This is a genomic window from Flavivirga eckloniae (genome assembly GCF_002886045.1).
In the GTDB taxonomy this organism is placed as follows: domain Bacteria; phylum Bacteroidota; class Bacteroidia; order Flavobacteriales; family Flavobacteriaceae; genus Flavivirga; species Flavivirga eckloniae.
This window is the reverse complement of sequence record NZ_CP025791.1, coordinates 3,147,376-3,173,025: the sequence shown is the minus strand read 5'-3', so window position 1 is coordinate 3,173,025 and position 25,650 is coordinate 3,147,376. Positions and strand designations below refer to the sequence as shown.

At 31.8% G+C, this 25,650-nt stretch carries 29 protein-coding genes; all 29 read left to right on the top strand.

The annotated features are described in order from the left end of the window. The first annotated feature begins 3 nt into the window (after positions 1-3). The 29 genes from C1H87_RS13160 to C1H87_RS13020 all read left to right on the top strand — a co-directional run bounded on the left by C1H87_RS13160 (position 4) and on the right by C1H87_RS13020 (position 25,645). On the top strand, positions 4-1,152 hold the full coding sequence (locus C1H87_RS13160) for a WG repeat-containing protein (protein WP_102756259.1): 1,149 nt from the start codon (positions 4-6) through the stop codon (positions 1,150-1,152). Between the two features lie 12 nt (positions 1,153-1,164). Beyond that, positions 1,165-1,917, top strand: a complete 753-nt coding sequence (fabG, locus tag C1H87_RS13155) for a 3-oxoacyl-ACP reductase FabG (protein ID WP_102756258.1) — start codon at positions 1,165-1,167, stop codon at positions 1,915-1,917. Positions 1,918-1,929: 12 nt separating this feature from the next. Then, positions 1,930-3,162, top strand: coding sequence for a beta-ketoacyl-[acyl-carrier-protein] synthase family protein (locus tag C1H87_RS13150; RefSeq protein WP_102756257.1), 1,233 nt, complete (start codon positions 1,930-1,932; stop codon positions 3,160-3,162). After that, complete coding sequence (locus tag C1H87_RS13145) at positions 3,155-3,397, top strand: acyl carrier protein (RefSeq protein WP_102756256.1); 243 nt, start codon at positions 3,155-3,157, stop codon at positions 3,395-3,397. The genes C1H87_RS13150 and C1H87_RS13145 overlap by 8 nt, the downstream gene beginning before the upstream one ends. A 24-nt stretch (positions 3,398-3,421) precedes the next feature. After that, positions 3,422-4,306, top strand: a complete 885-nt coding sequence (locus C1H87_RS13140) for an LpxL/LpxP family acyltransferase (protein WP_102756255.1) — start codon at positions 3,422-3,424, stop codon at positions 4,304-4,306. 4 nt (positions 4,307-4,310) lie between these two features. Continuing rightward, entirely contained in the window at positions 4,311-5,234 is a 924-nt protein-coding gene (locus C1H87_RS13135; RefSeq protein ID WP_102758262.1) for a hypothetical protein, read from the top strand. A gap of 11 nt (positions 5,235-5,245) precedes the next feature. Next, positions 5,246-6,382 (top strand): beta-ketoacyl-ACP synthase III, encoded by a 1,137-nt coding sequence (locus tag C1H87_RS13130; protein ID WP_102756254.1) that lies wholly within the window; start codon positions 5,246-5,248, stop codon positions 6,380-6,382. Position 6,383: 1 nt separating this feature from the next. Then, positions 6,384-6,815, top strand: coding sequence for a hypothetical protein (locus C1H87_RS13125; protein ID WP_102756253.1), 432 nt, complete (start codon positions 6,384-6,386; stop codon positions 6,813-6,815). 59 nt (positions 6,816-6,874) lie between these two features. After that, entirely contained in the window at positions 6,875-7,270 is a 396-nt protein-coding gene (locus C1H87_RS13120) for an ABC transporter permease (RefSeq protein ID WP_233783127.1), read from the top strand. A gap of 4 nt (positions 7,271-7,274) precedes the next feature. Continuing rightward, positions 7,275-7,682 (top strand): hypothetical protein, encoded by a 408-nt coding sequence (locus C1H87_RS13115; RefSeq protein WP_102756251.1) that lies wholly within the window; start codon positions 7,275-7,277, stop codon positions 7,680-7,682. Beyond that, entirely contained in the window at positions 7,672-8,667 is a 996-nt protein-coding gene (locus C1H87_RS13110) for a BtrH N-terminal domain-containing protein (protein ID WP_102756250.1), read from the top strand. The genes C1H87_RS13115 and C1H87_RS13110 overlap by 11 nt, the downstream gene beginning before the upstream one ends. Before the next feature lie 10 nt (positions 8,668-8,677). Further along, a complete protein-coding gene (locus C1H87_RS13105) occupies positions 8,678-9,421 on the top strand; it encodes an ABC transporter ATP-binding protein (protein ID WP_102756249.1) in 744 nt (247 codons plus the stop codon). Further along, positions 9,414-10,682, top strand: a complete 1,269-nt coding sequence (locus C1H87_RS13100; RefSeq protein ID WP_102756248.1) for an ABC transporter permease — start codon at positions 9,414-9,416, stop codon at positions 10,680-10,682. Before C1H87_RS13105 ends, C1H87_RS13100 begins: the two co-directional genes overlap by 8 nt. Beyond that, on the top strand, positions 10,672-11,115 hold the full coding sequence (locus C1H87_RS13095; RefSeq protein WP_233783125.1) for an acyl-CoA thioesterase: 444 nt from the start codon (positions 10,672-10,674) through the stop codon (positions 11,113-11,115). Before C1H87_RS13100 ends, C1H87_RS13095 begins: the two co-directional genes overlap by 11 nt. Next, positions 11,108-12,265 carry a beta-ketoacyl synthase N-terminal-like domain-containing protein gene (locus C1H87_RS13090; RefSeq protein ID WP_102756246.1) on the top strand — a complete coding sequence of 386 codons (1,158 nt, stop codon included), beginning with the start codon at positions 11,108-11,110 and terminating at the stop codon, positions 12,263-12,265. The genes C1H87_RS13095 and C1H87_RS13090 overlap by 8 nt, the downstream gene beginning before the upstream one ends. Before the next feature lie 2 nt (positions 12,266-12,267). Further along, complete coding sequence (locus C1H87_RS13085) at positions 12,268-13,329, top strand: methyltransferase (RefSeq protein ID WP_102756245.1); 1,062 nt, start codon at positions 12,268-12,270, stop codon at positions 13,327-13,329. Between the two features lie 7 nt (positions 13,330-13,336). Further along, a complete protein-coding gene (locus tag C1H87_RS13080; protein WP_102756244.1) occupies positions 13,337-13,954 on the top strand; it encodes a 3-oxoacyl-ACP synthase in 618 nt (205 codons plus the stop codon). Between the two features lies 1 nt (position 13,955). Next, entirely contained in the window at positions 13,956-14,213 is a 258-nt protein-coding gene (locus tag C1H87_RS13075) for a phosphopantetheine-binding protein (RefSeq protein ID WP_102756243.1), read from the top strand. A 202-nt stretch (positions 14,214-14,415) separates the two neighbouring features. After that, positions 14,416-15,618 carry a beta-ketoacyl-[acyl-carrier-protein] synthase family protein gene (locus C1H87_RS13070; protein ID WP_102756242.1) on the top strand — a complete coding sequence of 401 codons (1,203 nt, stop codon included), beginning with the start codon at positions 14,416-14,418 and terminating at the stop codon, positions 15,616-15,618. After that, positions 15,615-16,679, top strand: coding sequence for a beta-ketoacyl synthase N-terminal-like domain-containing protein (locus C1H87_RS13065; protein ID WP_102756241.1), 1,065 nt, complete (start codon positions 15,615-15,617; stop codon positions 16,677-16,679). Before C1H87_RS13070 ends, C1H87_RS13065 begins: the two co-directional genes overlap by 4 nt. 35 nt (positions 16,680-16,714) lie before the next feature. Further along, positions 16,715-17,440: a polysaccharide deacetylase family protein gene (locus C1H87_RS13060; protein WP_233783123.1), complete on the top strand. Its 726-nt coding sequence runs from the start codon at positions 16,715-16,717 to the stop codon at positions 17,438-17,440. Next, positions 17,433-18,050, top strand: a complete 618-nt coding sequence (locus C1H87_RS13055; RefSeq protein WP_102756239.1) for a LolA family protein — start codon at positions 17,433-17,435, stop codon at positions 18,048-18,050. The genes C1H87_RS13060 and C1H87_RS13055 overlap by 8 nt, the downstream gene beginning before the upstream one ends. Beyond that, entirely contained in the window at positions 18,031-18,636 is a 606-nt protein-coding gene (locus C1H87_RS13050) for a hypothetical protein (protein WP_102756238.1), read from the top strand. The genes C1H87_RS13055 and C1H87_RS13050 overlap by 20 nt, the downstream gene beginning before the upstream one ends. 1 nt (position 18,637) lies before the next feature. Further along, positions 18,638-19,219, top strand: a complete 582-nt coding sequence (locus C1H87_RS13045) for an outer membrane beta-barrel protein (protein WP_102756237.1) — start codon at positions 18,638-18,640, stop codon at positions 19,217-19,219. 65 nt (positions 19,220-19,284) lie between these two features. Further along, positions 19,285-19,881, top strand: a complete 597-nt coding sequence (locus tag C1H87_RS13040; RefSeq protein ID WP_102756236.1) for a porin family protein — start codon at positions 19,285-19,287, stop codon at positions 19,879-19,881. A 6-nt stretch (positions 19,882-19,887) separates the two neighbouring features. Then, positions 19,888-20,253, top strand: a complete 366-nt coding sequence (locus C1H87_RS13035) for a hotdog family protein (protein WP_102756235.1) — start codon at positions 19,888-19,890, stop codon at positions 20,251-20,253. 7 nt (positions 20,254-20,260) lie between these two features. After that, positions 20,261-20,758, top strand: coding sequence for a hypothetical protein (locus tag C1H87_RS13030; protein ID WP_102756234.1), 498 nt, complete (start codon positions 20,261-20,263; stop codon positions 20,756-20,758). 20 nt (positions 20,759-20,778) lie between these two features. Beyond that, positions 20,779-21,972, top strand: coding sequence for a DUF2062 domain-containing protein (locus C1H87_RS13025; protein ID WP_394337939.1), 1,194 nt, complete (start codon positions 20,779-20,781; stop codon positions 21,970-21,972). Beyond that, positions 21,965-25,645, top strand: coding sequence for a 1-acyl-sn-glycerol-3-phosphate acyltransferase (locus C1H87_RS13020; protein ID WP_102756232.1), 3,681 nt, complete (start codon positions 21,965-21,967; stop codon positions 25,643-25,645). Before C1H87_RS13025 ends, C1H87_RS13020 begins: the two co-directional genes overlap by 8 nt. Positions 25,646-25,650: the final 5 nt, after the last annotated feature.

Genomic DNA, 25,650 nt, shown 5'->3' with positions numbered 1-25,650 from the left:
GTAATGATTTTACGTCTCGCCCCAATATATATATTTTTATTAACCTCAATATGTATTAATGCCCAAAAAACAGCATTAGTTCTTGAAAAGAACCGTTTCGGGTATATTGATTATACTGGTGAATATATTATTGAACCCCAATTTAAAAATGCTAAGAGTTTTTCCGAAAATGGTTTAGCTCCAGTTAAAAAAAATAGAAAATGGGGATATATTAACATTGAAGGAGAATGGGTTATTCAACCTCAATTTGATGATGCAAAAGTTTTCAATAGTGGTTTGGCTTTGGTTGTAAAAGATAATAAAGAATGTTTTATCGACGTTGCAGGAAAAGTAAAAATACACCCAAAACCTAATACTAAATACTATAATTTCGCCAAAGAAGGAGTTGCTATTTTTAAGACAAAAAAGTTAGTAGGCTTATTAAATTCTAATGGAGAAATTATAATGGAGCCTAAATATCAGACTATAAAACCATTTGTTAATGGATTCGCTAGAGTTCAATTAAATGATTTATGGGGTATGATAGATGTAAATGGCAAAGAATATATTTCTCCAAATTATAATGAAATTGGAAATTACTTCAATAAAATTGTACGAGTAAGACAAGGCACTGTTTTTAAAATATTTATTAACAACAAGCCTATTGTCATTGATAATGCTTCAAAAATCTGGGATTTTAGAGATGATAGCGATCTAACTATGGCTAGAGTTGATAAAAAAGTTGGATATATAAATACTAAAGGTGAATGGGTTATAAAACCACAATTTAAGGTTGCCAGACATTTTGTAAATGGAATGGCTCCTGTTTATGATGGTAAACGTTGGGGGTACATAAATACAAAAGGGGAATATGTTATTGAACCTCAATTTAACGATGCTGAAATTTTTGGGAAAGATACTGCCCTTGCTCCCGTAAAACCTTTTTTTAAGAATAGCTGGGGTTTTGTAAATGAAAAAGGAGAAATGGTTATACCACCAAACTATTTTATAACTCCAAGTTTCTCCTTTAATAGAAAAACCAAGGGTTTTTTAGGTTCTTTAGCTAAGGTTAAATACAATAACAAATGGGTATTTTTAACTAAAGAAGGTACACTTTTAGGAAACAAACGGTTTAGTAATATTAATATTTTTGTTGAAATCAAAAAAAAATAATGTTTATTGTTAATGAAAAAAAATACAATTAAAAATAAATACGCACTAATAACTGGTGGCTCAAGGGGGATTGGAAAAGCCATCTGTATTCAACTAGCCAAAGATACAGACTACCACATCTTAATTAACTACCAAAGTAACGAACAAGCTGCTCTCGATACCTTAAAAGCTGTTGAAGAAGCTGGAGGAAAAGGAGAATTACTACAATTTAATGTAGTTAATAACCACGAAGTAAAATCTGTTTTAGATAACTGGCATGAAAACAACAAAGATGCTGCTATTGAAGTGATCGTTAATAATGCCGGCATTACAAAAGACGGTTTATTTATGTGGATGACATCCGAAGACTGGAATAATGTTATTGATACCAGTCTAAATGGATTCTTTAATGTAACTAATCACTTAATTCAAAAATTATTGGTTCAAAAATATGGGCGTATTATCAATATTGTTTCATTATCCGGTCTTAAAGGAACGGCTGGTCAAACCAATTACTCTGCTGCAAAAGGTGCTGTTATAGGAGCCACAAAAGCCTTAGCTCAAGAAATAGCTAAACGTAAGATTACTGTAAATGCAGTCGCCCCAGGATTTATTAAAACAGACATGACTGGGGATTTGGATGAAAAAGAATTAAAAAAGATGGTTCCTGCAAATCGTTTTGGAGACCCCGAAGAAGTAGCGCATTTAGTATCTTTTTTAGCATCAGAAAAAGCATCTTACATTACAGGGGAAGTTATAAATATAAATGGAGGCATTTATTCATAAATAATTCGAAAGATGAGAAGAGTTGTTATAACTGGCATGGGAATTTATTCCTGCATTGGTAAAAATTTAGAAGAAGTAAAAACGTCTCTTTATAACGGAACCTCTGGAATTATCTCTGATGAAAAAAGAAAACCTTTTGGTTACCGTTCAAGCTTAACAGGCATGGTAGAGACACCTAATCTTAAAAAGCTCCTTACAAGAAGAGAGCGTATTAGCTTGGGGGAAGAAGGCGCATATGCTTATATGGCAACCATTGAAGCCTTAGAAAATGCAAAAATCACTCAAGAGTTTATAGACGCTAATGAAGTAGGGATTCTTTACGGTAACGATAGTACAGCAAAATCTGTTATAGAATCTGTTGATAAAATTAGAGAGAAAAAAGACACCACCTTGGTAGGTTCTGGATCTATTTTTAAAGGCATGAATTCTACCGTAACGATGAACCTCTCTACTATTTTTAAATTAACAGGTGTTAATTTTACTATAAGTGCTGCCTGTGCAAGTGGCTCTCATGCTATTGGCATGGCATATCAGCTTATAAAAAGTGGCCTTCAAGACTGTATTATATGTGGAGGTGCTCAAGAGATAAATGAACTAGCCATGGGAAGTTTTGATGGCTTAGGTGTATTTTCTGCACACGAAGAACAACCTGCAAAGGCATCCCGCCCATTCGATAAAAATCGTGATGGTCTTATTCCTAGTGGCGGCGGAGCTACCTTAGTAGTAGAAAGTTATGAATCTGCCATAAAGCGAGGCGCTCCTATTTTAGGAGAAATTATAGGCTATGGGTTTTCATCAAACGGAGAACATATTTCAACACCAAACGTTGATGGACCTTCCCGAGCCATGAATAAAGCCTTATTACAAGCAAACATTCCTGTTAACAGTATCGACTACGTTAATGCACATGCTACTTCAACACCTGTTGGAGATGCCAATGAAGCCAAAGCCATATTCAACGTATTTGGAGAAAACGGTCCTTACGTAAGCTCTACAAAGTCTATGACAGGACATGAATGCTGGATGGCTGGAGCTAGTGAAATTATATATTCGATGCTTATGATGCAGCACTCTTTTATTGCTCCTAACATAAATCTTGAGACCCCGGATGAAGATGCTGCAAAATTAAATTTAGTAAGTAAAACGTTAGATAAAAAAATTGATGTATTTTTGTCCAATTCCTTTGGGTTTGGGGGAACAAACTCAGCATTAATAATAAAAAAAATAAATCACAAAGATGAATAAAGAAGTTATTATTGAAAAAATAAACGACTTTCTTATAGATGAATTTGAAGTTGAAAATGATGATATTTCACCCGAAGCTAACTTAAAAGAAACTCTTGAACTTGACAGTTTAGATTTTGTAGATCTTGTTGTGTCTATTGAGTCTAATTTTGGCGTTAAATTAGTAGGAGAAGATTTTATAAACATTGTTACACTTCAAGATTTTTACAATCTTATTGAAAACAAATTAAAATAATAAAACAACTTTACCCAAATATATATGGCTGCTGAATGGAAAGGAAAGTCCAGAGGTACGGTTTTAGGCTACAAAATATTTATATTTTGTATCAAAAAACTTGGACTACGTTCAGCATATTTTATTTTATATTTTGTTGCTGCTTATTTCTGCCTTTTTGCGATGGACAGCACAAAAGCGACCTACTACTACTTTCATAAAAGACTAAAATATTCCAAGCTTAAAAGTATCTTAAGCATTTACAGAAGTTATTTTGTTTTTGGACAAACAATAATAGACAAAGTTGCTATTTCTTCTGGCTTAAAGTCTAAATTCACATATGATTATGATGGTGTAGAGCGTATAAAAGAAATACTAAAACAAAAAAAAGGAGGCATCCTTATAAGCGGTCATATGGGCAATTTTGAAATTGCTGAGCATTTTTTTGGAGAATTAGAAGATAATGAGTGCATAAGCTTACTCACAACCAATGTCGAGCATACAGCCATAAAAGATTATCTTGATAGTGTTACAAATAAGTCTAACATAAAAATTATTCTTATTAAAGAAGACCTTTCCCATATCTTTGAAATTAATGCAGCATTGGCAAGAAATGAAATTGTTTGTATAACAGGAGATCGTTACATTAAAGATTCAAAATATTTAGAACAAGAATTATTAGGTAAAGAAACTAAGTTTCCAGCCGGTCCATTTCTTATAAGCTCTCGATTACGAGTTCCTGTACTTTTTGTATATGTACTAAAAGAAACCAGAAAACATTACCACCTTTATGCAAGAACAGCAGAGGTGAAGCACAGGGATGCCAAAGCATTACTAAAAGAATATACGCAAAGCTTAGAATGGATGATTAAAAAATACCCATTACAATGGTTTAATTATTTTGATTTTTGGGATGCAAACAATAAATAATAAAATGAAGAACATTTTAGTTATTCATTACTCTCAATCTGGTCAATTAACAGAAATCGTAAATAATATTGCGATGCCTCTTAATAATTCCAAAAACATAAAAGTTGTTCACCATCAAATAGAAATGGAAACGCCTTTTGCTTTTCCATGGAAAAAAAAAGATTTTTTAAATGCATTTCCCGAATCTTTTCTTCAAATTCCTTCAAAAACAAAACCCATTCCTGAAGCCATTCTAAATCAAAAATTCGATTTAGTGATTTTAGGGTATTCTGTTTGGTATTTAAGCCCATCAATTCCAACAAATTCTTTCTTATCTACCCCAGAAGCCAAACAATTACTTGCAAATACGCCAATAATTACTGTTATTGGTTGTAGAAATATGTGGGTAATGGCTCAAGAAAAAGTGAAAACGCTACTTAAGGAATGTGGTTCCAAATTAGTTGGTAATATTGTTTTAAGAGATAGGCATATAAACCACATAAGCGTTATTACCATAGTACAATGGATGTTTAGTGGAGAGAAAAAAAAATATTTAGGTATATTTCCTAAACCAGGCGTGTCTCAAAAAGATATTGATGAATCTACCAGGTTTGGTGATGTTATATTAGATCACACCATTAGTAATAATCTTGATAATCTTCAAAAAAGTCTAGTAAAAGAAGAAGCTGTAGTAATAAAACCTTTTTTAGTTTTAGCAGATAAAAGAGCCAATGTTTTATTTGGTAAATGGGCAAAACTCATCTATTCTAAGGGGGAAAGTAATATCAATAAGCGTACAATTTGGATTAAAATATTTAATTATTATTTATTATTTGCCATTTGGGTTATTGCTCCCGTGGTTTTTCTTTTATTTTTGTTGACTTATTTGCCTTTGTCTGGAAAGATAAAAAAGGATAAAAAATATTATTCATCTGTAGAAATTAAATAGAAAGGGATTAAATGAAAGACGTTTACATAACAAGAATATCAAAATTTTTACCAAACAACCCCATTAGTAATGATGAAATGGAAGGCATTTTAGGTCAAATTAACGGGAAGCCTTCTAGAGCAAAAAGAGTAGTATTAAGAAATAATGGAATAAAACAGCGTTATTACGCCATTAATAGTCAAGGAAAAATTACCCATAGCAATGCAGAATTAACTCAAGAAGCTATTGCAAAGTTATTTGACGATTCGTTTACTGAAAACAGTATGGAATTATTATGCTGCGGAACCTCTTCTCCCGATCAATTATTGCCCTCTCATGCAGCCATGGTTCATGGTTTATTAGCAAATAAAAATATGGAGATAAACTCAGCCGCAGGTATTTGCTGTGCAGGCATGAGTTCCTTAAAGTTTGGCTTTTTATCTGTAAAATCAGGAAATTCAAACAATGCAGTTTGTACAGGATCAGAAAGATCTTCTACACGAATACAGGCAAATATGTTTAATGAAGAGGCTGTGTCGCTTTCATCTTTAGAAGAGCAGCCTATAGTAGCATTTAAAAAAGAGTTTTTACGTTGGATGCTGTCAGATGGAGCAGGCGCCATGTTGTTAGAAAACAAAAAAAATGAAACAGGCATCTCTTTAAAAATAGATTGGATGGAAGCCTATTCGTATGCGCATGAATTGGAAACCTGTATGTATTCTGGCGGAGAAAAACTTGACGATGGGTCTATTAAGCCTTGGACAGAATACAACTCTAAACAATGGTTAGAAGAATCTATCTTTTCTGTTAAACAAGATGTTAAAATTTTAGAAAAGCATATTATCGATAAAGGTGTCGAAAGCTTAGAGCTAGTCTTAAAAAAACATGATAAAGACTCTGCGGATATCGACTATTTTCTACCTCATTTATCCTCTAACTTTTTTGCTGAAAAATTAAAAAATAAAATTAAAGAAAGAGGATTGCAAATTCCCGAAAGTAGTTGGTTTACTAATTTAGATAGAGTAGGCAATGTTGGATCTGCTTCTATCTACCTAATGCTTGAAGAACTCATGTATTCTGGAAGGTTGAAAAAAGGAGACAAAATAATGTTATCAGTGCCAGAAAGCGGAAGATTCTCTTATGCTTATGCACATCTAACTGTTCATTAAAATGGCTTTACTAGAAAAACCAATTACAAATATAGAACACTTAATTCCACAAAAAGCTCCTTTTGTAATGGTAGATAGTTTGTTAGGTTTTTCCGATACAAATGTAATATCCTCATTAAGAGTTTTAGAAACCAATATTTTTTTTGAAAATAAAGTACTATCGGAATCCGGATTAGTAGAAAATATGGCACAGACAGTGGCACTCCATACGGGGTATGATTATTTTTTAAAAGGATCTCCGGCACCAACAGGCTATATAGGTTCTATTAAAAAAATAGAAATCTCTATGTTGCCTCAATTAAATGAAACCATAAAAACAGAAGCTCATATTTTACATGAATTTATGGGAGTAACTTTGGTTGAAATAACTGTACTTAGTTCCAAAAATGAAACAATTGCTTCTGGTATAATGAAAACTGTTATTGCAAGTTAATGATTGATCTTGATAAAATAGATGTCTCTAATTTTTTACCGCATCGTCCTCCATTTTTGATGATAGACAAGGTTCTAACTCTTGATGATGAACATGTTTCTACATCATTTAAAATTAAAAAAGACTGTCTTTTAGTTGAAGATGATTATTTTAACGAAGTAGGATTAATAGAGAATGCAGCACAAACTTGCTCATCAATAGTTGGCAAAAGTTTTTTTAATGATGATGATATTGAAGGAGAAGGTGCTAATCTAATTGGTTTTATTAGTGCCGTGAAAAAAGTAACGTTGTTTTCCTGTCCTAAGGTTGATAGTACCATAATCTCCAGTGCAAAACTAACATCAAGATATGACACCGATAGCTACAGCATATGTTCTTTAGAATGCAATATTCACGAAGGAACATCCAAATTATTATCTTGTGAGATGAATTTGGTTATCAAAGATTTGAAATAGTTTTATGAAAAAGAGTGATGTCCCCCAAGATAAAAGTAGTTTAGAAGCAGGCAAACACAAAGAGCTTTGTTATGCTGTTGATGATAAAGGGGAATACACTACAGCTAAAAGTAGCGGTTGGCAGCCTAAAACAATTGCCTTAGACAACGCCATACAAGAAATTAATGAGCGTATTGCAAAAGCAAAAGCCAGAGTACTAAATAAAGAAACTAGCCCTATTGAATATTATATGGAACTCCATAAAATGGATATTGGTATTCTAGCAAGTTATGTAGGCCTGTTTAAATGGCAGGTAAAAAGACACTTTAAATTGAAAAAATTCAATAAATTATCTGAAAAAACACTAGCAAAATATGCCGATGTGTTCGAAGTTTCTATTAATCAATTAAAGGATATTGATTATGGAAATTAATTTTACACATCACCAAACCGCGCACTGCGAAAATGGCGTTGTTTCAAATTTAATGAAGTATAATGGCTTTGATGTAAGTGAACCCATGGTGTTTGGCATAGGTTCTGGTTTAATGTTCTGTTATATTCCTTTTCTAAAAGTAAATCATGCCCCGGCAATATCATATAGAACAATGCCCGGTCAAATTTTTAAAAGATTTGCAAAACGTACTGGGATAAAAATTAAAAAGGAAAAATTTAAAACCCCACAACAAGCTGAAGCGAGACTAATTGAAAATTTAGAAAAAAACAATCCCGTAGGACTTCAAGTTGGCGTTTATAATTTAGTATACTTTCCAGACGAATATCGTTTTCATTTTAATGCACATAATTTAATTGTGTATGGTAAACAAAATGACAGCTATTTGATTAGCGACCCTGTTATGGAAACGGTTACAACGTTAACCAGTAAAGAATTAGATAAAGTTCGCTTTGCTAAAGGTGCTTTTGCTCCAAAAGGCCACATGTACTATCCTATAGGTTTTCCAGAAAAACTAAATATTGAAAGCGCCATTATTAAAGGAATAAAAAACACGTGTAGAGATATGCTGGCTCCAGTACCTGTTATTGGTGTTAAAGGCATTAAGTATACAGCAAAACTAATACGCAAATGGCCTAAGAAAAAAGGTGTTAAAGTTGCTAATCATTATTTAGGGCAAATTGTTAGAATGCAAGAAGAGATTGGAACCGGTGGTGGTGGATTTAGATATATTTATGCAGCCTTTTTACAAGAATCCAGTAAAATATTAAATAACAATAAATTGGCAGAATTATCCAAAGAAATGACGGTTATAGGTGATTTATGGAGAGATTTTGCTTTAGATGCATCTCGTATTTATAAAAGCAGAAGTGCGAAAGATGATGCTTATAATCATGTGGCATCACAATTAGAAGTCATTGCAGATAAGGAAGAAGCCTTCTTTAAAAAATTAAAAAAGGCCATATAAGGAATTATACATGATTGAAATTAAGCAACTATCTAAAAAATATAAAGGAGCAGATACATTTTCTGTATCTAATTTAGATTTGTGCATTTCAGAAAAAGATATTTTTGGACTGTTAGGCCCAAACGGAGCAGGAAAAACAACGTTAATTTCGCTGTTATGCTCATTAATTAAACCAACTTCCGGTTCATTTGTTATAGATGGGCTTACCTATAAAAAAAATAAGAACCAATTAAAACAGTTAATAGGTATAGTCCCTCAAGAATATGCTTTGTATCCAACTTTAACCGCTTTTGAAAACCTAGCGTATTTTGGAAGCATGTACGGATTAAAAGGCAACGATTTAAAATTAAAAATAAAAGACGCATTAAAAACTCTAGGACTTTCACAATTTTCAAATAAAAAAATAAACACGTTTTCTGGAGGGATGAAACGTCGAATCAATTTAATAGCTAGTATTCTGCACGACCCAAAAGTCCTGTTTTTAGACGAACCTACTGTTGGAGTCGATGTGCAATCTAAAAATGTTATTATAAATTATTTAAAAGCTCTTAACGAAAAAGGAACTACAATAATCTATACATCACATCACTTAAACGAAGCAGAAGCCTTTTGTACTAAAGTTGCTATAATAGACCACGGAAAAATAATAACACAAGGAGACCCAAAAAACTTAATTAAAGAGCAAAAAAATGCTAAAAATCTTGAAGATGTATTTTTAGCTTTAACCGGACACGCTTTAAGAGATCATGCATAAATTACTGGCATCTGCATATAAAGAGTTTAGATTGCTCACCAGAGATATTGGTGGAATAGCCATATTATTTATCATGCCTTTAGTGTTAATAGTAACTATTACCATAATTCAAGACAGTACATTTAAAACTGTAAGTGAAACCAAAATCCCTATACTTTTAGTGGATAACGATAAGGGATCTGTGTCACAAACCATTGTTAAAGGTCTGGAAGGCTCGAATGTTTTTGAGGTTATTAAAATTGCTATTGAAGAAGATGCCAAGAATCTGGTTTTTAAAGGCAAAAATCAATTGGCTATTGTAATTCCTGAAGATTTATCTTCAGATCTTGAAAAAAAAATCAACCAAAATGTTGAAGGCATTTTGAATAAATTTGGTTTAGAAGATGAAGGTGAAGATAAACCAAAAGAAATTTTCAAGGCAAAAGAAGTCAAGTTATATTTTGATCCGGCAACGCAGTTCTCTTTTAAAAGCTCAGTAAAAAATGAAGTAGATAAAATGATTTCTAAAATTGAAACGCAATCCATCTACAATGCATTTCAAGAGCAATTAACAGATGATCCTTCGGAAATCATTTTTGAAACAGAGAGTTTTATAAGTTTTAAAGAAATATTGCCAAAAAAGGATGATGAAAATATCATCCCAAACTCGGTTCAGCATAATGTTCCAGCTTGGACACTTTTTGCTATATTTTTTATTATTGTACCCTTATCCATTAATATTGTAAAAGAAAAAAGTCAAGGTACTTTTGTACGCCTAAGAACAAATCCAGTATCATATTTAACCGTTCTTGGAGGAAAAACAGCGATCTATTTAATCGTTTGTTTGATTCAGTTTGTATTAATGTTACTTATTGGAATTTATTTATTTCCAGCTATAGGGTTACCAAAATTAAATGTTTCAGACAAATTACCCCTTTTATTTTTAGTGGCCATATTTGCAGGTTTAGCTGCCATAGGACTGGGCTTACTTTTAGGCACGATAGCCAAAACCCAAGAACAATCTGCTCCATTTGGAGCAACCTTTGTAGTTATTTTAGCAGCTTTGGGAGGTGTTTGGGTTCCCGTATTTATTATGCCCGAATTTATGCAAACCTTATCTAATATTTCGCCAATGAATTGGGGGTTAAATGCTTTTTACGATGTTTTTTTGAGAAATTCTAGCTTAATGGATATCATTCCGGAAATAACATTACTATTTTTGTTTTTTATCGTCACAACCGCAATCGCCATAGTTTACAATGAAAAGAAAAATGCAGTCTAAAAATAATAAAGAAATTAGCTTTATTAGCCAGGTAAGAGTTCGGTTTGTAGAAACTGACCCACTAGGAATTGTTTGGCATGGCAATTATATACAATACTTTGAAGATGGTAGAGAGGCTTTTGGCAGACATCATGGCATATCATATTTAAATCAAAAAGACTTTGGCTATGCTACGCCAATTGTAAAATCAAGTAGCGAACACAAATTACCTTTGCGTTATGGGGATGTTGCTACAATAAAAACAATATATGTAGACAGTCGTGCTGCGAAAATGATTTTTAGATATGAAATTTTTAATCAAGAAAATCAGCTCGTTTGTACGGGAGAAACCGTTCAGGTTTTTGTAGACCATACGGGGCAAGGAGAATTATCTTTAACAATTCCAGATTTTTTCATGGAATGGAAACAAAAAGTAGGCCTTTTAGATGACTGATGTTTACTTATCACATAATAATATAGTCTCTTCTCTCGGATTTGATAGTGAAACTGTTATAAATAATATTCATAATCAAGTATCCGGTTTACAACTAATTGACGACAAAAACCTATTACCTCAACCTTTTTGGTCATCAATAATAAACACAAAAGCATTAAGTGAACGTTTTAAACCCTTAGAAGGCAAAGGCGATTTCACGCGCTTAGAACAGATGATGATAACATCGTTAAACCATGTTATTCAAGCGTCTAAAATTCCTTTAACAAAAAATGTTGGTTTAATTATTTCAACTACAAAAGGTAATATTGATGTTTTAGAAAAAAACAACGAATTTCCTGAAGAACGTGCTTATTTAAGTGTTTTAGGTAAAAAAATAAAGGACTTCTTTAAATTTGAAAACGAGGCTGTTGTTATTTCTAACGCCTGTGTTTCAGGAATTTTAGCCGTTGCAGTTGCAAAACGTTATATCCAACAAGGCGTTTATGACCATGTATTTATTGTGAGCGGAGATCTTGTTACAGAGTTTATTTTATCGGGATTCAACTCTTTTCAGGCACTAAGCGATGCGCCTTGCAAACCCTATTGTAAAAATCGCTCTGGGATTAATATTGGCGAAGTTGCTGCAAGTATTTTGGTTACCAATAATAAAACAAATCTGGTAAAAGAAGCCGTTGCTGTTTTAGGAGAAGGTTCTTGTAATGATGCCAATCATATTTCCGGACCCTCCCGAACCGGAGAAGGCTTGTTTAGAAGTGTAACATCGGCGCTCAAAGAAGCGAATATATCGTCTGAAAGTATCGATTATATTTCTGCCCATGGAACAGCGACACCCTATAATGATGAAATGGAAGCTATTGCGTTCAACAGATTAGGCCTGCAAAATGTCCCTACAAATAGTTTAAAAGGTTATTTCGGGCATACTCTGGGAGCTTCCGGTTTATTAGAAACTATTGTTGGAATGCATTCACTTTATAATAACACCTTATATGTTTCTTTAGGTTTTGAGACATTAGGTGTTACACAACCAATAAATATCATAACTCAAATCACCCCAAAAAAAATGAACTTTTTTCTTAAAACAGCGTCAGGTTTTGGTGGTAGTAATACAGCAGTAATATTTGAAAAAGTAAAAAAAGATAAAAAATAATTATGGAAAATACTACGTTAAGAGCTATTGACGCTATTCAAGAAGCACAAAAAATTGCTTTTGCTCCTTTTGTGTTTCAAGCTACAGTTTCACTAAGAAAGTTAGGTGTTCTTAGCTTGATTTTTAATAAAAGGAAAAAAGGAGGCATTGCAATAGATGCCATCTCAAATGAATTATCTGTTAGTGCATATGGGATAGGTGTTTTATTAGAAATAGCCGAAAGTTCTGGCATTGTTAGTAAAGACGATTCAGGTAATTATCAATTAACCACTACGGGTTATTTTTTAAATTATCATGAGACTGTAAACGTTAATATAAACTTTACAAACGATGTATGTTATAAAGGGTTATTCCATTTAAATGAGTCTATAAAAACCGGAAAGCCAGAAGGTTTAAAAGAGCTTGGCAGTTGGAACACGGTTTATGAAGGCTTATCTCAATTAACGCCAGAAATTCAAAAATCTTGGTTTGAATTTGATCATCACTATTCTGATGCGATTTTTAATGATGCTTTAAAATTAGCCTTTAGAAATAACCCAAAAACCATATTCGATATTGGTGCCAATACAGGGAAATTTGCAATAAGCTGTTGTCAACATAATCAAGATGTATCCGTAAAAATAATTGATTTACCTGGGCAAATAAATATAGCTCTCGGCAATATTAAAAAAGAAGGCTTTGATAAAAGGGTTTCCAGTTATGAAATAGATTGGTTAAAAGACAACCCTCAAATTCCAAATGGAGCAGATACGATATGGATGTGCCAATTCTTAGATTGTTTCTCTGAAGAAGAAATTCTTAAGGTATTAACGACTTGTGTTAAGTCCATGGACGATAATACCGAATTAATGATTATGGAGACGTTTACAGATAGACAGAAATTCGATAATGCCAAATTTATCTTAGAAGCAACCTCCCTTTATTTCACCGTATTGGCAAATGGGAACAGTAAAATGTATTCGGCTGAAGTATTTCTTAAGTTAATTGATAAAGCTGGACTTAAGCTTGAAGAAGATATTAGTGTTGGAGAATATCATACCTTATTGGTTTGTAAAAAAAAGTAACTGACTAATGAATTCCAATTACCATATAAGCTCTTTTTGCAAAATCAAAAACAATGAGGTATCCTTAAATGGTTCTGTTATTTATAATAATGAAAACAATAACTTTTCGGCGTTTATAAAAGCTGCATATAAATCTCTTGAAACAAATTATGCAAAGTTTTTTAAAATGGATGCTTTAAGCAAATTAGCATTTTTAGCTGCCGATGTATTACTAAAAAACGAACATTTAAACCCAGAAGAAGAAAATAATATCGCCATTGTATTCTCTAACAAAGCATCAAGTATAGATACCGATAGAAAGCATCAACAGTCCATTCAAAATAAAGAAGATTACTATCCAAGCCCTGCTGTTTTTGTATACACATTGCCAAATATTTGTATTGGAGAAATTAGTATTAAATACAAGTTATTTTCTGAAAATAGTTTTTTTATCTTTGACGCGTTTAATGCACAACATTTATTGGACAACACCAATAGCTTATTATCAACAGATAAAACAAAAAAAGTGCTTTGCGGTTGGGTTGAGTTAGATGGAGATGATTATGAAGCATTTTTATATTTGGTAACGAATAAAGGATCAATAATACATAATAAACAAAATATAGTAAAATTATATAATACATAACATGGAGACTTTAAAACAAGAGCTAAAAAAGAATATTGTAGAGCAATTAAACCTTGAAGATATAACAGTAGAAGATATTAATGACAATGATATATTATTTGGAGATGGTTTAGGGCTAGACTCCATTGATGCATTGGAATTAATTGTTATGTTAGATAAGAACTACGGAATTAAGTTAACCGACCCAAAACAAGGTCGCGCTATTTTTGAGTCTATTGAGGTCATGGCTAAATATATTTTTGAGAATAGAACAAAATAAATCGTTCATCATTATTGCGTGTATCAGAATCTTTCAACTAGATTTTATTAAAAATTTCGCAAAAACATAACCACAAATTCACAAACGGTTGTACTAAAATAGCCATCGATTGGTGTTGAATCTCTAAATAATATCAGTTTCAAAATTAAATTGGTATAAGTTTAATAAATTAAGATTCCTAATTTCACAGGAATAATAAAATATGAGTAAAGGCATAGCTATTACAGGTATGGGAATTATTTCTGCTATTGGAAACAATGTAGACGAGAATTACAGGTCGCTTGTAGAAGGCAAAACTGGAATTACAAGAATTTCAAAAATACAAACCATCCATAAGGAAAACATTATGGTTGGCGAAATTGCTTTTACGAATAAAGAATTAGAACAACAACTTGGTTTATCACCAAACAACAACTATTCTCGTACGGCACTACTGGGTGTAATAGCAGCAAAGCAAGCTATTGAAAACGCAGGCATTTCCAATATAAACGCTTATAAAACAGGATTAATATCTGCAACAAGTGTTGGGGGAATGGATAAGACCGAAGCTAATTATTACGATTATTTAGAAGATAAATCAACTCAAAAATATATAGAAGGGCATCATGCAGGAGATTCTACTCAAAAAATTGCAGAACAATTAGGCATAGAACAAAGTTTAGTAACAACTATAAGTACAGCGTGTTCTTCGGCTGCAAATTCTATTATGCTTGGAGCCAGACTAATAAAATCTGGACAATTAGATAGAGTTATTGTTGGAGGGTCTGACTGCTTATCAAAATTCACCATTAATGGTTTTAAAACTTTAATGATTTTGTCGGATACTTATAATACTCCATTTGACGAAAACAGAAAAGGATTAAACCTAGGAGAAGCTGCTGCCTTTTTAGTCTTAGAATCCGATAAAGTAGTCCAAGCCGAAAACAAAACGGTTTTAGCTTATGTAAAAGGCTATGGCAATGCCAATGATGCGTATCATCAAACTGCATCATCCGAAAACGGGGATGGCGCAACACTAGCCATGGAAAAAGCATTAAAGGTTGCTAAATTAGCTTCAAAAGACATCGATTATATTAATGCACATGGTACTGCAACTGGAAATAATGATTTATCCGAAGGGCGGGCCATTTTAAGAATATTTGGTAACGATGTTCCTGCTTTTAGTTCAACAAAAGCATATACAGGACATACGTTAGCTGCTGCTGGAGCTATTGAAGCTGTGTATTCCGTCTTGGCACTTCAGAATAATGTAATCTATCCCAATTTGAATTTTAAAACCAAGATGAAAGAATTTAATATGATTCCGCAATTAGAACTTAAAGAAAAAGAATTGCATACGGTATTATCAAATTCATTAGGGTTTGGAGGTAATTGTTCAACCGTTATTTTTTCAAAAAAACAATGAAACCCGTTTATATAAATAGTGTTGGCTCTATTTCATCTCAAAAAACATATGATAATTCATGGTTTTTAGATGATATTATTTCTTATGAAGATAATATCATTTTGGCCGTAGATCCAAACTATAAAGACTATATTCCTCCAGCAAGTGCTCGTAGAATGGCAAAAGGCGTTAAAATGGGAGTAGTAGCCTCTAAAATAGCTCTAAATGAGGCTAATTTACAAACTGTAGATGCCATCATTACAGGAACGGGAATGGGATGTCTAAACGACTCCAAGAAGTTTTTAAGCGCTATTATAGATAATGGTGAACAGTTTTTAACACCAACATCTTTTATACAATCCACACACAATACCGTTGGAGGCCAAATAGCTCTTGGTCTGCAATGTAAAGGCTATAATTTTACTTATGTACAAGCGAGCATTTCTTTTGAGTCTGCAGTATTGGATGGAAAATTAATGCTGGAAAACGATGAGGCCAGTACTATTTTAGTTGGAGGTGTTGATGAAATTGAAGAATATACATGCACGTTGCATAAACTTATCAATCATATAAAAGAAGAAAAAACAAGTTCTACAGATTTGTTGCAATCTAAAACAGAAGGAGCTGTTTTTGGGGAAGGTGCGAATTTCTTTGTGCTGTCTAATCTTAAGCAAGATTCTAGTTATGCTCAAATTGTAGCAATAAGTACATACAACACACTGGGAAATTCAAATGTTACTGATGTTGCTAAAGCATTCTTAAAAGAGAATAATATTGATATTGAAACTATTGATATTCTGGTTTTAGGAAACAATGGAGATGTTACTTACGACAGTTTTTATGATGAATTAAGTTCTGGGACTTTTAATAACACGCAACAAGTTTATTATAAACATTTGTGTGGTGAATTTAATACAGCATCATCATTTGGTGTATGGTTGGCCTCAAAAATATTGAAAACCCAAAAGCTTCCGGAAACGGTAAAACTTAACGATATTCCAACCTCAAATTATAAAACTATTTTACTTTACAATCAATATAGAGGAGAAAGCCATAGTTTCACCTTATTACGTAGATGCTAAATTTCAAGTCGGTAAATATCATAACAATCATAGTCTTGCTTGTTTTAATATTTACAGGTAATTTTTTTAAATGGTATGTATTTGCATTAGTAATTGTTTGGTTTTTAGTCACCATTGCTGGTTCTTTTTTTATAAAATGGAATTATCATCTTAAATCACTTCATTGTAATAAAACCATTAAAGGAAATAAAATAGCTATTACTTTTGATGACGGCCCGCACCCAGAATTCACACCTAAAGTTTTAGAGCTTTTAAAAAAATACGATGCTAAAGCGACCTTTTTTTGTATTGGCAAGCATATTGAAACCTATCCAAATATATTCAGCGAGATTATAAAGCAGGGACATACTGTTGGCAATCACACCTATACCCATGCTAACAATTTTGGTTTTTTTAAAACTAAAAATGTTATTAGAGAATTACAAAAAACGAATGACATTGTAAAAAATATCATGGGTTTAACCATGCAATTATACAGACCGGCTTTTGGCGTTACCAACCCAAGAATAAAAAGAGCCATAAAAGAAACCCAATTGCAGTCTATAGGCTGGAATGTGCGCTCTTTAGACACCACTTCAAGAACCCCCGATAAGATATTTAAGCGCGTTACAAAAAACCTTTCAAAAGGCGATATTATTTTGCTTCACGATACAAGTTTAAAAACAATTACTGTATTGGAACGGTTATTGTTATTTTTACAAAAACAAAATATAGAATCTGTTACCATAGATTCTCTATTTAACATAAAAGCATATGCGTAATATTATTTATATATTATTTTTTATGGGCGCCGTACTGCATGCACAAACCAAAATGAGTACAGCCGAATCAGCCACTTTAAAAGCTAAGGTAAAAACACAGGCAACTACAATAAAGACCCTATTAAGCGACTTTACCCAATATAAACATTTGGACTTTTTATCTAACGATATTAAGTCTTCGGGTAAGCTGTCATTTAAATCTCCCGACTTGGTAAAATGGGAATATACAACACCTTTTAAATATGCTGTTCTATTTAAAAACGAAACACTTTTTATTAATGATGAAGGTAAAAAAAGCAATATAGATATTGGTTCAAACAAAATGTTTAAACAACTAAATACCCTAATTATAAATAGTGTAAAAGGGGATTTGTTTGATGAAAACGAATTTGATATTACATATTTTAAAGATGGTGCCAATAGTAAAGTTTACTTTAGTCCAAAAGACAAAAAGTTTTCGAAATACATAAAAGCTTTTCAGATACTATTTAATGAGATGGGAGATGTTGTAGAATTGAAAATGATAGAACCATCAGAAGATTATACGAAAATTGTTTTTAGTAATCGAGCAGTAAACACAAACTTATCCGATGCGATATTTAATCAGTAGTTTCTGTTTGCTTTTTATAGCATGTGGTTCGTATTCTAAAAAGCGTAATTTTCAAATACAGACAACATCAAATAAAACAATTCATAATCCATACTTTTCAAATGAAAAAAAAGATTATGTTTATAAAGCAAATATTACAGTTCGCGATAATAATTTTGGCGGTATTCTTATAGTGAAAAAACTAGGAGAAGCCCACCATCGCATAGTATTTACAACAGAAATGGGGAATAAAATTTTCGATTTCTCTTTTTTGAATGATACTTTTAAAGTTAATTTCATTATTGAAACTATTGATAAGGCTATTTTAATCAACATTTTAAAAAAGGACTTTAAAGCGCTTGTTCAAGAGAAAATACCGGTTATTAAATCGTATTCATCGCAAGACACTTTAGTTTATGAAACTGCTTTAGGGAACAAAAAGCATTTTTATTTTAAAACAAAACAGTTAGATAAAATTGCACGTGTTAAAAACGGGAAAGAAAAAGTCACTTTTTTATTTTTAGAAATTAATGATAATATTGCAAATCAAATTAAAATTTCGCACTCAAATATTAAACTGAAAATTAATTTAAAATCAATTAATTAAGATGAAAAAACCTATTTTAACATTGGCATTGATAGTACTAAGTACTGTTGCCTTTTCTCAAATAAAAATTAAACCAGGCGTTAGGGCTGGTGCTAATTTTTCGAATTTAACCAACTCTAATTTAGATGATAAAACCGACCTTTATATTGGAGCGTTTGCCGAAATTAAATTTGTAAGCTTTTATGCATTACAACCAGAACTAAATTATTCAAGACAAGGAGGTAAGTCCAGGATTTCCGGATTAAATGATTTAGAGATCCAGTATTTAAGTGCTGCTATAGCAAACAAATTTTATCCTATTAAAGCAATTGGTTTACATGCCATTGTTGGGCCTGCCATAAACATTAAAGTAGGCGATAATTATAATAATTTTAATGACGATTTAGAAGGGTTTGATTTTTTATTTTTTGGTGGTTTGGGTTATGATTTCCCTTTTGGTTTAGGTATTGAAACTAGATATAATATAGGAATAGTTGATATTTTTGGAAATAATGTTAACGACAATGGCGGAAATAGTAATATTGATGATTTATTCTTAAACAAAATTTTTCAAATAGGCGCCACTTATAAGTTCGATTTTTAATGAGTAAATTACTAGTCATTTAAAAATATTAAGTTTACCGACCTTGAATCAATAAATAAAAAACCATGAAAAATATTTTAGTCATTTTAGTCGCATTTGGAATTTTTACAAGTTCCTATTCGCAAACAAAAAAATCATTCGGAATACGTGGTGGTATTAACCTGTCTAAACTTTCTAATGCCAACTTAGACCAAAAAACAAGTGGGTATTTTAGTGTTTTTGGGCATTTTAGATTTTCAGATTTATATGCGTTACAACCAGAAATAGGATATTCCAATCAGGGTGGACGCGCTAGAAATACTTCCAATATTGACGACATTGAAATACACTATATTTCAATCTCAGCAATCAATAAATTCTTTGTTAAAGATTCCGGGTTTCATTTTTTAATCGGCCCTGGATTTGATTTTGACGTGGATGATACTGTCATTGGGATTTCAAATAGAGAAGAAGGAAACGATATTACCTTTATAGATATTAATATTAATCTTGGTATTGGCTTAGAGTTTAAAAACGGATTAGGTTTTGAAGCCCGTTACAAGCAAGGGTTGATAGATGTTTTTTCAGGCACTTGGCACGATTTTGAATCGGACCTTTATCAAGATGAGATCCAATTTAATAGCGTATTTCAATTGGGCCTATTTTATAAATTCAATTTTTAAACAAATATGTTATTAGAAGGCTTATATAAAGTAAATAATTTAGAGGTTGTTGATAATTCCATAACAGCGAATATTTTTATTAATAAAGATCATATTATTTTTAAAGGACATTTTCCTGATAATCCGGTGATGCCAGGTGTTTGTATGATGCAAATTATTAAAGAAATTACCGAAAATGTTGTCAAAAAAAAGTTATTTACGCAATCTGCAAATAATATTAAATTCATGGCTATAATTAACCCTTTTAACACGCCAGAATTGGAATTAAAGCTAGATATTTCTGAAACCGACGAAGGTTATAAAGTAAAAAACACTTCTAAATTTGAAGATACCATAGCGTTAAAATCTACTACAAATTTTATAGTGAAATAATTTATATATGAAATTTTTAATAGTACTCATATCAGCAATAAGTATAAATACGCTATCAATAGATTTGAGTACCGTTAGAAATGCCTATAAAAAGGCTGCCCAAGACCATACCAAAGTAAAAACTTTTAACAACCTTCTTTTAAAAATAACTAAAAAAGATAAGGCTGCCTTAGTAGCTTACAAAGGCGCAGCAATTGCTTTATTAGCCAGACAAGAAAAAAAAGTTAAAGACAAAAAAAAACTGTTTCTAGAAGGGGTTTCATATGTAGAGTATGCTATAGAAAAATCATCAAACAATATAGAAGTTCGTTTTGTTCGGTTAGGCATACAAGAAAACACACCAAAGCTCTTAAAGTATAAGAATCATATTGAAGAAGATAAACAGTTCATTTTAAAACATTTTAAAGACATTACTTCTTCCAACTTAAAGTATCACATTAAAGATTATATTTTACAGTCTAAAGCTTTTAGTGATGAAGAAAAAATAGTAATTTCGAGCCAATAAAGCTTTAAGGTTTCAATAAAGTGAATATTAATCTAACCAACCAAAAAATCACCGACTTGAACGTATGTATGTTAATTCCAACATACAATAACGATCGTACATTAAAACGAGTTATCGATGGTGTTTTACAATTCACACAACACATTATTATTGTTAATGATGGGTCTACAGATACGACATCACATATCCTTGAAGAATATTCACAACTTCAACAAATCCATATAAAAGAAAATAAAGGCAAAGGTAATGCGTTGCGCATGGGTTTTAAACATGCCGAAACTTTAGGGTATGATTTTGTAATCACCATAGACTCAGATGGGCAACATTTTCCAGAAGACATTCCTACTTTTGTTAATGAACTTGAAAAAAGTGACAACAAAAACATACTACTCATAGGGGCTCGAAATATGAGCCATAAAGACGTGCCTAAAAAAAGTAGTTTTGGTAACAAGTTTTCAAACTTTTGGTTTTGGGCAGAAACAGGAATTAAACTTCAGGATACACAATCCGGATTTAGATTGTACCCCTTAAAAGCACTAAAAAAACTTAAATTCTACACATCTAAATTTGAATTTGAAATCGAAGTTATTGTAAAGTCCGCTTGGTCTGGAGTGGACGTTAAAAATATACCTGTCCGTGTGTTATACGATGAAACAGAACGTGTGTCTCATTTTAGACCATTTAAGGATTTTACGCGAATAAGCATTTTAAATACATGGTTTGTCATACTTACGCTTCTGTATATTAAACCACGAGATTTTTTTAGAAAACTAAAAAAAAAAGGGTTTAAACGGTTTTTTAAAGAAGACTTATTCGGATCACAAGATCCTGCTTCTAAAAAAGCATTATCTATAGCTTTAGGTCTTTTTATCGGCCTATCTCCTTTTTGGGGGTTTCATACAGCACTTGTTATTTTTTTAGCTTTAATTTTTAAATTGAATAAAACAATTGCTTTTGTTTTTTCGAACATAAGCATCCCTCCTTTTATTCCTTTTATACTTTATGCCAGCTCTAAAATGGGGCAATATCTTTTAGGAGTAGAATTAGAATACACAAGAGAAGAAATGATTGAAAATTTTGAAGTTTTAAAACATCTTAAAACATATATCGTCGGTAGTTTTTCTTTAGCCATCATAACCGCAGTAAGTTTGGGGGTTTTAAGTTATTTCCTTTTTTTAATTTTAGATAAAAAAGTGGTACTCAATAATGGATAGCGTTTTTTACAACATATATAAAAAAATTGCTGCTAAAAAGCTTTTAGGTTTTGGCGCTTTGCTCCTAATATTTTTATCGTTGTTATTTGTAGCGTCTAAAATTGAATTTGAAGAAGATATCACTAAACTCATTCCATCAAACGATAAAACTTCAGAAGCACAAAAAGTTTTAAAAACCGTAAACTTTGCCGATAAAATTATTGTAAATATCACAAAGGAACCTAACGGTTCTGTTGATGACATGACGCAATATGCGACGCAATTAATAGACAGTATAAATAGAACGTCCAGCGAATATGTTAAACAAATTCAGGGTAAAATTGAAGACAAAGATATTTTTGAAAGCTTTGATTTTATTTACGAAAACCTACCTCTTTTTTTAGATGAAAGTGACTATAAAACCATTGAAAACAAAATTCAAGAAGACAGCATAGTTGCCGTAACAAATAGCAATTATAAGACCTTATTGTCTCCTTCCGGGTTTATTGCCAAAGAGATTATATTAAAAGACCCTTTAAGGTTGGCGCCTATTGCCTTAAAAGAACTACAACAACTTACTTTTGGTGATGATTTTACTTTTCATAGCGGCTTTTTAATTAGTAAAGACAAAAATCATGTCTTGCTATTTATAACACCAACGTTTGGCTCTAGTGAAACCGCCGAAAATGCAAAATTTGCTGAAAATTTATATAAAATAAACCATCAACTTAATAATACATTTAAAAATAAAGCACAAAGTGAATATTTTGGAGGCGTACTAATCGCTGTTGCAAATGCCAAGCAAATTAAACAGGATATTCAATTTACAGTTGGTATTGCCATGAGCATCTTGCTCATCATTCTCATTGTTTTTTATAAAAAGATAAGCATTCCTGTCATCTTATTTGTCCCAACACTATTCGGAGGCTTATTGGCAGTTGCTTTGCTTTATCTGATTCGCGTGAAAATTTCAGCAATCTCTCTAGGTATAGGCTCTGTTTTATTAGGTGTAACTTTAGATTATTCGCTTCATATATTAACGCACATACGAAGTAATAACAATATAAAAGCCCTATACAAAGAAATTACAAAACCATTATTAATGAGCAGTTTAACTACTGCTCTGGCCTTTTTGTGTTTGCTGTTTCTAAACTCGCAAGCTTTACAGGATTTGGGTATTTTTGCTGCAATAAGTGTTATAGGTGCTTCTGTTTTTGCCTTGCTTTTTATTCCGCTAACCTATAAAGACTCTGTAAAAAAGGTTAAAAAAAACACACTTATAGACAGCCTTGCTGGTTTTCGTTTTCATAAAAAAAAGGGACTTATTATAACGCTCTTGGTCGCATTTATTGTTAGTTTTTTCACTTATAATAGAGTTACTTTCAACAAGGATTTAACAAAGCTTAACTACGTACCACAACATCTTAAAGAAGCTCAAATGCGTTTGGATGCACTAACTAATGTAGCATCAAAATCTGTGTATTTAGCAGCTTATGGCAATTCTGAAAAAGAAGCACTGGAAGTAAATGATAACATTTATAAAAAACTACAAGCGCTTAAAGCAGAAAAACAAATTATAGATTTCAGTTCTATTGGAACTTTAATTCATTCAGAAAAAAAACAAAAGCAACGTATTGCAAAATGGAATACATTTTGGAATGATGAAACCATTACAAGCACTAAAAACAACCTTATTGAAAGTGGTAACAAACTTGGCTTCAAACCCACTACATTTCATTCATTCTACGAGCTTTTAAACACCACTTTTAAACCTTTACAAACGGAAGATTATAAGGTTTTAAAAACTATTTCAACCGAAGATTATATTACTTCAAAAGACAATTTTGTTACGATAACCTCTTTAGTTAAAGTTAAAGAAGAAAATGCACAGGAATTAATAGATATTTTTAAAAATAACTCACAAACGTTAGTTATTGACAGACGACAAATGAATGAAACTTTTTTAGGGAATCTAAAAAATGACTTCAATAATTTAGTTCTTTATTCATTAGCTGTTGTATTACTACTTCTTTTACTGTTTTACAGAAGCCTTTCATTAACTTTAGTAACAAGTATCCCTATAGCATTAACTTGGTTGTTAACCATTGGGGTGATGGGGTTATTTCATATTGAATTCAATATTTTCAATATTATTATTTCCACGTTTATTTTTGGTTTAGGAATAGACTATAGCATTTTTATTACGAATGGTTTACTTCACGAATATAAAACCGGAGAGAAAGCTTTTAAGACACATAAAACGTCCATTATTTTATCTGTTATTACAACTATTTTAGGAGTTGGCGTTTTAATATTCGCTAAGCACCCTGCATTATATTCTATTTCTTTAGTTTCCATTATTGGGATTTTATCTGCAATAGTTATTTCATTCACAATTCAGCCGTCATTATTTAAACTTTTTATTGGAAGTAAAACAAAACGTCCCATATCATTAAGGCTATTAATACACTCTATTCTGTCGTTTGGATACTTTGGATTAGGAGGGATTTTTATCTCCTTGTTTAGTGCTACACTGCTGAAAATTATTCCTGTAAGCAAAAAAGTAAAGATGAAATGGTTCCATAAAGCTGTTTCAAAATTTATGAAATCGGTTTTATATACTAACCCTTTTCTAAAAAAGAATGTTATAAACCTTAGTAATGAAACGTTTGAAAAACCTGCAATAATTATTGCAAATCACACCTCTTTTTTAGACATTTTAGCTATTGGTATGCTCCATCCAAAAATGATATTTTTAGTAAACGATTGGGTTTACAATTCACCTGTTTTTGGTAAAGCTGTCCGAACTGCTGGGTTTTATCCAGTTTCCAGTGGTATCGAAAAAGGAGTCTCTCACCTTGAGGAAAAAGTAAAGCAAGGGTATTCCTTAATGGCCTTTCCAGAAGGGACTAGAGCTTCAACAAACAAAATGAAACGCTTTCATAAAGGGGCTTTTTATTTAGCAGAACAGTTACATTTAGACATCATCCCAGTACTTATTCATGGTAACTCGGAGGTTAATCCAAAAGGTAGTTTCCTTATTAGAAATGGAAGTCTTACTCTAAAAATATTAGAGCGGATTCCTATTGAAAATAAATCATATGGTGAGACCTATAAGCAGCGTACAAAAAGTATAAGCGCAGATTTTAAGCAGCAATTTAATGATTTAAGGCTAGAAATTGAACACGACGCTTACTTTCATGATATAGTACTAGACGATTATAGATATAAAGGTGATGCCTTATACAAAACGGTTAAAAAAGATCTTGAAACCTATAAAGAAGTTTATAGTACTATTTTAAATACTATTGATAAAAAAGATACGATCATCCATCTTTCACAAGATTATGGGCAGCTGGATTTTCTATTATCTTTAAATGCTGTCGACAGAAAAATATTTTCTTATATTGAAGACGCTACTGTTAACATGATTCTTCAAAATAGTTTTATTACAAATAAGCATAACCGTATTAGTTTTGAAAATACTATAGATGAAGCTTTAGAGCATCATGCAAATGTATTAATACTCAACATGAAAGACATCTCTCCAGAGCAAATAAACAGCATCCTGAACAACCCTATTAACCTTTTAGTTTTACTAAAAGAAAGTCGAAATTTATATTCTGAAACAATTAACGATTTAGGCTTTAAGTCGTATTATGAGAATGAGAACCTTATTATTTTTAAACGATAAAAATA